The organism is Arenimonas daejeonensis (assembly GCF_007993735.1).
GTDB lineage: Bacteria > Pseudomonadota > Gammaproteobacteria > Xanthomonadales > Xanthomonadaceae > Arenimonas > Arenimonas daejeonensis.
The window spans coordinates 3,024,017-3,032,442 of record NZ_CP042453.1 but is presented as its reverse complement, the minus strand read 5'-3'; the positions used below and the strand labels follow the sequence as shown (position 1 = coordinate 3,032,442).

General features: G+C 69.2%; 4 protein-coding genes and 3 pseudogenes. 4 read left to right on the top strand and 3 right to left on the bottom strand.

Going from position 1 to position 8,426, the window contains the following annotated elements; translation table 11 throughout:
* Positions 1–195: 195 nt before the first annotated feature.
* Together FRZ33_RS14975 and FRZ33_RS16590 are read right to left on the bottom strand one after the other, a co-directional pair.
* Positions 196–858: a glycosyltransferase family 2 protein gene (locus FRZ33_RS14975; protein ID WP_425480641.1), complete on the bottom strand. Its 663-nt coding sequence runs from the start codon at positions 856–858 to the stop codon at positions 196–198.
* A gap of 23 nt (positions 859–881) precedes the next feature.
* A pseudogene (locus FRZ33_RS16590) lies at positions 882–1,265 on the bottom strand (glycosyltransferase family 2 protein); the annotation flags it as partial.
* 943 nt (positions 1,266–2,208) lie between these two features.
* On the opposite strand from FRZ33_RS16590, the pseudogene mrcB reads away from it, so the two are divergent.
* The 4 genes and pseudogenes from mrcB to tsaB all read left to right on the top strand — a co-directional run.
* Positions 2,209–4,388, top strand: a pseudogene (gene mrcB / locus FRZ33_RS14970) (penicillin-binding protein 1B); the annotation flags it as partial.
* A gap of 78 nt (positions 4,389–4,466) precedes the next feature.
* Entirely contained in the window at positions 4,467–5,009 is a 543-nt protein-coding gene (locus FRZ33_RS17990; protein ID WP_484463049.1) for a tetratricopeptide repeat protein, read from the top strand.
* Positions 5,010–7,035: pseudogene (gene yoaA / locus FRZ33_RS17900) on the top strand (DNA repair helicase YoaA).
* Entirely contained in the window at positions 7,032–7,721 is a 690-nt protein-coding gene (gene tsaB, locus FRZ33_RS14955; RefSeq protein WP_146910532.1) for a tRNA (adenosine(37)-N6)-threonylcarbamoyltransferase complex dimerization subunit type 1 TsaB, read from the top strand. The pseudogene yoaA and the gene tsaB overlap by 4 nt, the downstream one beginning before the upstream one ends.
* A 27-nt stretch (positions 7,722–7,748) precedes the next feature.
* Here the strand turns inward: tsaB and FRZ33_RS14950 are convergent, their stop codons facing one another.
* Positions 7,749–8,426, bottom strand: a complete 678-nt coding sequence (locus FRZ33_RS14950) for a potassium channel family protein (protein WP_146910531.1) — start codon at positions 8,424–8,426, stop codon at positions 7,749–7,751.

The following is an 8,426-nucleotide window of genomic DNA, read 5'->3' as shown; positions in this document are numbered from 1 at the left end:
AGTACGTAGTGGCGGCTGACGATGATGGTGTCGAAGCGCCGGCCGTGCCTGGCGAGCCAGCGCGGCACGTCGCCCAGGGCCGACTGCCACCAGGCTTCGATGCCCATCTGCTGGATCGCCGTCGTGTAGCGGCCGTCATGGGCGCGGTTTTCCGGGAAGAACGCCACCGCGCTGCCTTCCTCCGCAGCAGGCGCATCAGGGCCAGCATGCGTACCGAGCCGGAGTCGCGGTCGGGCGTCGGCGTGCAGGCGTCGAGCAGCAGCACCTGTCGGGTCCGGCCCCGTTCGCTGGAATGTTCGGGGTTGCTGCCGGGCCGGGCGTGCGAGGCGGCGAGTTGCGCGCCCCAGCGCTCCATAAACGTTTCTGGTTGCTCAGCTGGTGGCTCTTCACGCCGCCGCGCACATCGGTGCCCGAACTGATGCCTTCGTGGTGGATCACCACCGACGCCGGCTGGTAACGCACCTTCAGGCCCTGTTCGCGGATGCGCATCGCCAGGTCGGTGTCTTCGTAGTAGGCGGGGGCGTAGTGGCTGTCGAAGCCGCCCAGGCGCAGGAACAGGTCGCGCCGCAGCGCGATCGCGGCACCCGAGCAGTAGTCGACCTCGCGCACGAAATTGTAGCGCGGGTGGTCAGGGTCCTCGAAACGGCCGTAGTTCCAGCAGGTGCCGTCCGTGAACACGATGCCACCCGCCTCCTGCAGGCGCCCGTCGGGATACACCAGCTTGCTGCCGGCCAGGCCGGTGTCCGGGTGGGTTTCGAAGGTCGCCAGCAGCGCGTCGAGCCAACCGGGCTGGACCGTCGTGTCGTTGTTGAGGAAGACCAGTAGTCGCCGTTTGCGAGCTCGGCGCCGGCGTTGCAGGCGCCGATGAAACCCAGGTTGCGGGGATTGCGGTGGTAGCGCAGTCCGGGAATGCTGGGCACGACCCGCGGCGTGCTGTCGCTGGAGCTGTCGTCCACCACGATCACCTCGAATGAGGCGTGGTCGCCACAGGCGGTGAGCGAACGAAGGCAGGCCAGGGTGAAATGAAGTTGGTTGTAGACCGGGATGATGATGCTCGCGCGCGGGTTGGCATGCCGCGGCAGGCGAAGCGCGCTGTCATCGTTGTTCTGGGCCTGCGTCAACGGGAGCGCGGGTTTGACGGGTTTGCTGCGGCGCTCGCGCAGGCGCTCCAGGGTGCCGGCAAGGCCCCTGGCGCGCAGGCTGGACAGGCCGCGCGCGGAAAGCGAACGCAGGTGGCGGACGTGGTACGCCGCGGCGATGGCCATGGCATGCAGGCTCGAGAGCAGCCGCCGGGGCCATGCCGTCAGCCGCCACAACAGGCTGCCCTGGATCCGCCGCAGCACCGCCTCCGCTTCGTCGCGCTGGCCGACGGCCACGTCACGCTGCAGGGCCAGGTCCACGCTGTCCCTCTGGTAATAACCATGGGCATCGGCGAGCTGCTGGTCGAGCTCGCGGATGTAGTCTTCCAGCCGGGCGATCTCGAGGTCGCGTTCGTCAACCAGTCCCAACGCGGCGTCACGTGGCGCGGGATTCGCCGGCGCCGCGAAGCGTTCGGACAGCTGGACCAGCGCTGGCGGCAGCGATGACATCGTGGTGGCCAACCCGGGGCCGACGTAGATGCAGGACAGCAGGGCGCCGTGCACGCCAGCCCCCGGTGCCGTCGGGTCGCCGGCGAGCCGGCTGCCGCGCCACAGCGAGCAGATGCCGGACCAGCCCTGCCAGGCGACGCCGGTGCGGTCGCCGGCACGTGCGGCCAGGGTGTCGCGGGCGGGCGTGTCGAGTCCGGCGGCAAAGATCGGCCAACTGCCGTCGAGTACCGAAAGCACATCCCAGTCGCCTTCGCGCCAGGCGGCTTCCAGCCGTGGCCACAGTCCGTCTGGAAGTTCCGCATCGGCCCGGAGCAACAGGACGTCCCGGCCCGGGAACTGTTCGCGGGCGCGCTCCAGGGCCTGTGCGGGCGACGCTGCGCAGCCCGGCACACGATCCTCCAGGCCGGGCAGGCGACGCGAAGAGTCGTCGGCGTCGGTCCAGACGCTGAGGACCGGAAGGGAGGGGGCATCCATGCGGGGCATTCAGTCTCGGGTTGGGGCGCGGGTATTGCGGCCTGCTAGACTCGCCGCACCTCCGGATTATCCATGTCCGTGCCTCGTAGCGCTCCCCCAAAAATCTGGCTCCGGTTCCGTCCGTCCCCGTTGGCGGAAATGGGCCGTGCGCGGCGCACTGCTGGCCCTGGGCCTGGCGCTGGGCATCGGCGTGCCGGTGTTCTGGGTGCTGGACAAGCAGGTGCGCAAGGAATTCGAACAACTGGCCTGGCAGGTGCCGACCCGGGTCTACGCACGACCGCTGCGCCTGGAGCCGGGCCTGCGCCTGGATGCCCCCACCCTCGAACTCGAGCTGATCGCCGCCGCCTACCGCAAGGACGCCGGCGGCGACCTGCCGGGCACCTATTCGCGCGACCGCGACCGTTTCCACATCGGCAGCCGCAGCTTCACCGACCTGGACGGGCCGGTGCCGGCGCAGCGCCTGGAAGTGACGCTGTCCGGTGGCCGCGTCGCCGCGCTGCGCGACCGCCGCGCCGACCGCAAGCTCGACAGCGCCCGCATCGACCCGGCCCGCATCGCCACCCTGTACGGCAACGTGCAGGAAGAGCGCCGGCTGGTGCAGCTCAAGGAAGTGCCCTCGCTGCTGGTCACCGGCCTGCAGGCGGTCGAGGACCGCGACTTCAAGCACCACCACGGCATCGACCCCTGGGGAATGATGCGCGCGATGTGGGTGAACGTGCGCGAGGGCGAACTCGAACAGGGCGCCAGCACGCTGACCCAGCAGCTGGTGCGCAGCCTGTTCCTGACCCGCGAGAAACGCTGGAGCCGCAAGTTCAGGGAAATCGCCTACTCGGTGATCATCGAGGCGCGTTACGACAAGCAGCGCATCCTCGAGGCCTACCTCAACCAGGTCTACCTGGGCCAGCAGGGCAACCAGACCATCCATGGTGTCGCCGCCGCCTCGGAGTTCTGGTTCGGCCGGGAACTGGGCAGCCTGCGCACCGAGGACATGGCGCTGATGGTGGGCATGATCCAGGGCCTTCGCTGTACGACCCGCGGCGCAAACCCGAGGCTGCCAAGGCGCGCCGCGACCTGGTGCTGAACGTGTGGCAGCAGCTGGACCTGATCGATGCCACCGAGGCCAAACGCGCCCGCGCCGCGCCGCTGGCGGTGAGCGCGCGCCCGGGCGTGACCCGCAACCGCAACCCCGCCTTCATGGACCTGGTGCGCCGCCAGCTGGCGCGCGACTACCCGGCCGACGCGCTGCGCGGTGCCGGCCTGGCTGTGATGACCACGCTCTCGCCCTCGGCCCAGCTGTTGTCCGAGCAGGCGGTCAGCGGCACGCTGGCGAAGGTGCAGCGCAAGGATGGGCCGGCGCTGCAGTCCGGCATGGTGGTGACCGACACGCGCACCGGCGAAGTGCTGGCCATGGTCGGCAACCGCAACACCGACACGCCGGGATTCAACCGCGCGCTCGAAGCGCAGCGGCCGGTGGGTTCGCTGCTCAAACCGATGGTCTACCTGCTGGCGCTGGCGCAGCCGGGCGCCTGGTCGCTGGCCACGCCGGTCGAAGACTCGCCTGTGAACCTTGTCCTGCCCAACGGCAAGACCTGGAATCCGGAAAATTCCGATGGCCGCAGCCACGGCCGCGTCAGCCTGGGCGATGCGCTGGCGCATTCCTACAACCAGGCGACGGTGCGCGTGGGCATGGACGTCGGCCCCGAACGCCTGGCGGAATTGCTGAAAGTTCTGGCGGGCCTGCGTGCGCCGGCCAACCCGTCGCTGATCCTGGGTTCGGTGGACCTCAGTCCGTTCGCGATGGCGCAGGTCTACCAGTTCCTCGCGTCCGGCGGCCAGATCCAGCCGCTGCGCGCGGTGCGCGGCGTGGTGGACACCAAGGGCAAGGCGATCAACCGATACGACTTCAATGCCGAACCGGCCAAGGAAGGCGACGCCATCGCCGCACGCCTGGTGACGCTGGCGCTGCAGGACGCGGTGACGCGCGGCACCGGCCGGCCACTGCTGGCCGACGGCCTGGGCCGGCTCAACGCCGCCGGCAAGACCGGCACCAGCAACGACAGCCGCGACAGCTGGTTCGCGGGTTACACCGGCGACCACCTTGCCGTGGTCTGGGTCGGCAACGACAAGAACGAACCCACCGGCCTCTACGGCGCCACCGGTGCGATGCGGGTCTGGTCGGCGCTGTTCAGCAAGCTGCCCAGTGCGCCGCTGCAGGTCGGCGGCGAAGGCCTGGAGTGGGGCTGGGTGGCGGCGGAGGAATTCGCCACCACCGAGGAGAGCTGCGAGGGTGCACGCCGCTATGCCTTCGTGGCCGGTTACCTGCCGCCCGAGCACGTGAGCTGCGTCGAACGCAGTTGGCTGGACTGGTTCCGGTTCGGTGGCGACGATGAAGGCGAACAAAAAATGAAAGACGTGACCGGGATGCGCGCCGTGATGACTAGGTTGCTGACGAGCCTGTTGCTGCTGGGCCTGGTGGCCTGCAGCAGCGATGCCCCGCCGCCTGCTCGCGGTGCGCCTGCGGCCAGGCTTGATCCAGTGGCGATGGTGGTGGCGATCCGCTTGGCCAGCGCCGGTGACGACGAACTGTTCGTGCAGCCGGTGCGCGACCCCCGCGTGGATGAATTGCGCGCGCGGGCCGAAGTGCTGGAGGCGCATGGCGATTACAAGGCCGCCGCGGCCGCGATCGAAAGCGCACTGGCGATCACCCCTGGCGACAACGAACTGCTGCAATGGCGTGCCGAGATCAGCCTGCTGCGCCGCAAGTGGGTCGAGGCCGAACGCCAGGCCAACGAGGCCTACGAAAAGGGCACGAAACTCGGCGGCCTGTGCCGCCGCAGCTGGAGCACGATCCGCTATTCCCGCGAAGCGCGCGGCATGACCGATGCCGCCGAGGTCGCGCGCCGCCAGGCCGAGGCCTGCGCGGTGCCGCTGCCGGTTCGCATGTAAGTGGACGACCTGGCCGAACGCACGCGTGCCGCGCTGGCCGCCGGTGGGCCGCTGGCGGAAGGGCTGGAGGGGTTTTCGCCGCGCGAAGCGCAACGCCAGCTGGCGGAAGCAGTGGCCACGGCCATGGACCAGCGCGCCACCCTGGTCGCCGAAGCCGGCACCGGCACCGGCAAGACCTACGCCTACCTGGTGCCGGCGCTGCTTTCGGGCCAGCGCACCATCATTTCCACCGGCACCCGCGCGCTGCAGGACCAGCTCTACCACCGCGACCTGCCGCGGGTGCGCGCGGCGCTGGGTGCAGGACTGAAGACAGCGCTGCTCAAGGGCCGTGCGAACTATCTGTGCCAGTACCGGCTGGAGCAGGCCAAGGGCGAAAAATTCCAGTCGCGCGAAGTCGCCGCGCAGTTCCAGCGCGTGGTCGCCTGGGCCGCGCGCACGATGCGCGGCGACCTGTCCGAACTGGCCGACATCGCCGAGGATTCGCCGCTGTGGCCTCAGGTCACCTCGACCGCCGACAACTGCCTGGGCGGCGAATGCCCGTTCTGGAGCGAATGTTTCGTCGCCAAGGCGCGGCAGCAGGCGCAGGCGGCGGACGTGGTGGTGGTGAACCATCACCTGTTGCTGGCGGATCTGGCGATCAAGCAGGAAGGGTTCGGGGAGATCCTGCCGGGGGCGGCGGCGTTCGTGCTTGATGAAGCGCATCAACTGCCCGAGCTCGCGGCGCAGTTCTTCGGGGAGGGGCTGGGGGCGCGGCAGTTGTTGGACCTGTCCCGTGACTCGTTGGCCGAATGCAAGAACGTCACGGCCTCGCTGGCCACCGTGCTCGGCCCGGCCCGCGGCCTGGAACAGGCCATGCGCGACCTGCGCCTGGCGATGGACAAGCTGCCGCAGCGTGGGCCGAAGGCGCGCATGCTGGCGCTGCCATCGGTGCCCCGGCACTGGATGCGCTGGAACATGCGCTGTCGGAATTGCAGCGTGTACTTGGGCCACTGGCGGATGCCTCGCCGGGTTTCGCAGCGTGTTCGGACCGGGCGGTAGAGCTGGTGCGGCGGTTGCGGGCCTGGCGCGATGATCCGGCTGAAAATCCTGAACAAGCCGATCAGGTTCATTTTCATCCGTCGATGAAAATGAACCTGGATCGGCTTGTTCATTTTCGGTGCGGTGGTATGAGCTGACACAGCGGGGCTTCACCCTGCAGCGCACGCCGCTGGACGTTTCCGGCCCGCTGCGCAAATACCGCGAGCAGAGCCGCGCCGCCTGGATATTCACCTCGGCGACGCTGGCCGTGGCCGGCGACTTCGAACACATCGGCAAGCGCCTGGGCCTCGACGATCCACGCGAACTGCTGCAGCCCAGCCCTTTCGACTGGCCTGGTCAGGCGCTGTGTTACCTGCCGCGCAACCTGCCCGAACCCAACAGCCGCGACTACGTCGGCGCCATGCTCGATGCCGTGTGGCCGGTGCTGGAAGCCTCGAACGGCCGCGCCTTCCTGCTGTTCACCTCGCACCGCGCCCTGCGCGAAGCCGCCGAGATGATGCGTGACGCGCCCTGGCCGCTGTTCGTGCAGGGAACCGCGCCGCGCAACACCCTGCTGGAACAGTTCCGCGCGTCCGGCAACGGCGTGCTGCTGGGCGCCGCCAGCTTCTGGGAAGGCGTGGACGTCGCCGGTGAGGCACTGAGCGTGGTGGTGATCGACCGCCTGCCGTTCGCCGCGCCGGACGACCCGGTGCTGGAGGCGCGGTTGGAAGCGGTGCGCCGCAATGGCGGCAATCCCTTCCGCGACGAACAGCTGCCGCAGGCGGTGATCGCACTCAAGCAGGGCGTCGGCCGCCTGATCCGCAGCTACTCCGACCGCGGCGTGCTGGTGCTGTGCGACCCGCGCCTGGTCGGCAAGGCCTACGGCCGCCTGTTCCTCGACAGCCTGCCGCCGATGCCGCGCACCCGCGTACTGGCCGACGTGCAGGCGTTTTTTGCGCCAGAATCCCCGGTGATGCCGCCGCAGGCGGTCGAAGAGGACGGGACATGAAACTGCTGGCGATCGAGACCAGCACCGAAGCCTGTTCGGTCGCGCTGCACATGGACGGCGACGTGCGCGAGCTGCACGAACTCGCGCCGCGCCGCCACACCCAGCTGGTGCTGCCCTGGGCCGAACAGTTGCTGGCCGAAGCCGGCCTGCGCAAGTCCCAGCTCGACGCCATCGCCGTCGGCCGTGGCCCCGGCGCCTTCACCGGCGTGCGACTGGCCATCGCCATCGTGCAGGGCCTGGCACTGGCGCTGGACCGGCCGGTGCTGCCGGTCTCCACGCTCGCCGTGCTGGCGATGCAGGGGCAGGGCGAGCGTTTCCTGGCCGCGATCGATGCCCGCATGGGCGAGGTCTACCTGGGGGACTTCGTGCGTGATGCCGATGGCCTGGTGTCTGCAGTGAGCGATGAGATCATCGTGCCGCCATCGCAGGCGCCACAGCCGACGGGCCCGCGCCATGGCGTCGGCAGCGGATTCGGCGCAGAGAACGGCGCACTGGCGCAACGTCTGGCCGGCTTGCTGACCGGGTTCGATGCGGCCGCGTTGCCGCATGCCGCCGATCTGGCGCGACTGGCAGTGCGTGATTTCGACCTGGGTCGCGCCATCGCCGCCGACGCGCTCGAACCTGCCTACCTGCGCGACAAGGTCGCGCTCACCCTGGCCGAACAGGGCAAACCGACACCACGTTAGGCGGGAACGTCCATCCGGACGTTCCGGTCAGGCGTCGCCACCGCGGCGGCGTGCCTGCAGCGTCACCAGCCTCGAGATGATCAGCGCCAGGTACAGCACGCCGATCATCTGCTCGATCATCACCAGCGAACGCGCGTGGTTGCTGACCGGGGTGATCTCGCCGAAACCGACGCTGGTGAGGCAGGTGAAGCTGAAATACAGCAGGTCCCACCAGGCCGTGACGCCATCGGGATTGTTGGCCGGATTGATGAAGAACGAGCCAGGCACCACGCGCTCGATAAGCGCATACAGGTAGGCGAAGACGAAGGCCATCAGCACGTACAGGCCGGCGGCGGCGAACAGCTCGTCCAGCGTCATCACTTCGTCGCGCAGCATGTAGCGCAGCAGGCAGACCACCACGAAGGCATGGAACATCGCCTGCGTGGCCAGGTTGGCGAGCACGAAGCCGGGGCCGGGAATGAAGGACGCGCAGGTGTGCAGGATCATCGCCGGCCACACCAGCACGTAGCCGATGCGTGCCTCCGGCCCGCTGGCGCGCGCGGCGCGCAGGGCCAGCACCAGGATCACCAGGTCGAACACCGCGATCGCGGCGTGGCCGCCCGGGGAAGGCTCCACGAAGGGGTACAGCACCACCAGCGTGATCAGCGACAGCAGCAGCCAGGCATTGGGCAGCTTCGCGAGGCGGTGCAGGAAGGCCGTGCCCAT

Coding starts and splice junctions, on each gene's coding strand:
- FRZ33_RS17990 (WP_484463049.1), top strand. CDS start 4,467: ATGAAAGACGTGACCGGGATGCGCGCCGTGATGACTAGGTTGCTGACG.
- tsaB (WP_146910532.1), top strand. CDS start 7,032: ATGAAACTGCTGGCGATCGAGACCAGCACCGAAGCCTGTTCGGTCGCG.
- FRZ33_RS14950 (WP_146910531.1), bottom strand. CDS start 8,426: ATGGGCACGGCCTTCCTGCACCGCCTCGCGAAGCTGCCCAATGCCTGG.